Annotated in this window: 2 protein-coding genes; one reads left to right on the plus strand and one right to left on the minus strand. The window is 74.0% G+C overall.

The window, feature by feature from the left end; translation table 11 throughout:
* Positions 1 to 766, minus strand: a 766-nt coding sequence (locus AC13HU_RS37045) for an NAD(P)/FAD-dependent oxidoreductase (RefSeq protein ID WP_483046393.1), incomplete at its 3' end; no start/stop codon positions are given.
* Positions 767 to 935: 169 nt separating this feature from the next.
* On the opposite strand from AC13HU_RS37045, the gene AC13HU_RS37050 reads away from it, so the two are divergent.
* The coding region (locus tag AC13HU_RS37050) for a class II aldolase/adducin family protein (protein ID WP_483046394.1) at positions 936 to 1,472 on the plus strand (537 nt) is incomplete at its 3' end.

A 1,472-nucleotide genomic window follows, 5' to 3' on the forward strand; every position in this document is an offset into this window, starting at 1 on the left:
TCGAGGAGTACATCGGCAGCCAGGTCCGCCGCTGGCCGCGCATGCCCGCCGTGAAGCCCTCGGTGCCGCGCAGCACGTACGGCGCCCGGACCGTCCCGTACGGGGTCACCGCCCGCCCCGGGCGGATCGCGGTCACGGCGGTGCCCTCGTGCACGGTCACGCCCAGCCGCTCCACAACTGCGGCCAGCCCCCGCACCAGCTTCGCCGGGTGCACCCGCGCGCCGTGCGGGGTCCAGGTGCCGCCGACCGTGCCGGCCACCCGCACCCGCCGCGCCGTCCCGGCCGCACCGAGCAGCAGCCGGTCCTTCTCCCCGAACGAGACCTCCGCCTCGTGGTACGCCTTCAGCCGCGCCAACTGCGCGGAGGAGTAGGCCACTTCGAGCACTCCACCGTGGTGGACGTCGGCCTCGACGCCCTCCCGCGCGGCGACCTCCACCACCTCGCCGACGGTGTCGTTCATCGCCTGCTGGAGCGATACCGCGGCCTGGTGCCCGTGCAGCGCCGCGTAGCGGTCCCGGCCCGCGACGCCGTTGTAGAGCCACCCGCCGTTACGGCCCGACGCGCCGTACCCGCAGAACCGGGCCTCCAGCACGGTGATCCGCAAGGAGGGCGCCGCCTGCTTGAGGTAGTACGCCGTCCACAGCCCGGTGTAGCCGCCGCCCACGATCACCACGTCGGCGTCCGCGTCGCCGGGAAGCGGCTCGCGCGGCACCGGAACTCCGGTGCCCGCGTACCAGAACGAGATGCCGCCGTTGACCGTGCCCATGATGTTCCCGCGATTCCGTGATTCCGTGTCGGCTCACGTGTGCCCGGCCCGCCGCCCGGGCACGCCGTGGGTGGTGTGGGGACGCTACTGCCGGCCCGGGGGGCTCGGCAACGGTCCGCGGCACCCTCGAACCGTCACTCGCGGCACCAACGGCAGCAAGGGGCACCCTGTGCACAACGCAGAACAGAAGACCTGGTCGGACGTGGTCGACGCGGCCCGTCGCACCGTCGCCGACGGCCTGGTGGTCGGCACCTCCGGCAATGTCTCCGCGCTCGTCGGCGACGACCTGGTGCTCGTCACCCCGACCGGCGTGCCCTACCACCGGCTGGGACCCGACGACGTGGTCGGCGTCGACCTCGCCGCCGGGCAGCAGGTGCGCGGCACCCTCCGGCCCACCAGCGAACTCCCGCTCCACCTCGCCGTCTACCGCGGCACCTCCGCGCGTGCGATCGTGCACACCCACGCGCCGCACGCCACCGCCGTCTCCACGCTGCTCACCGAACTGCCCGCGATCCACTACATGGTCGCCGAGCTCGGCGGGCCGGTGCGCGTCGCCGACTACGCCCTCTACGGCACACCCGAGCTCGCCGACGCCGTCCTGCACGCCCTCCGTGACGGCCGCAGCGCCTGCCTCATGCGCAACCACGGGATGATCAGCCTCGCCGACACCCTCGACCGCGCCTACGACCGCGGCGCCCAGCTCGAG

It is taken from the genome of Streptomyces sp. NH27, from assembly GCF_056859195.1.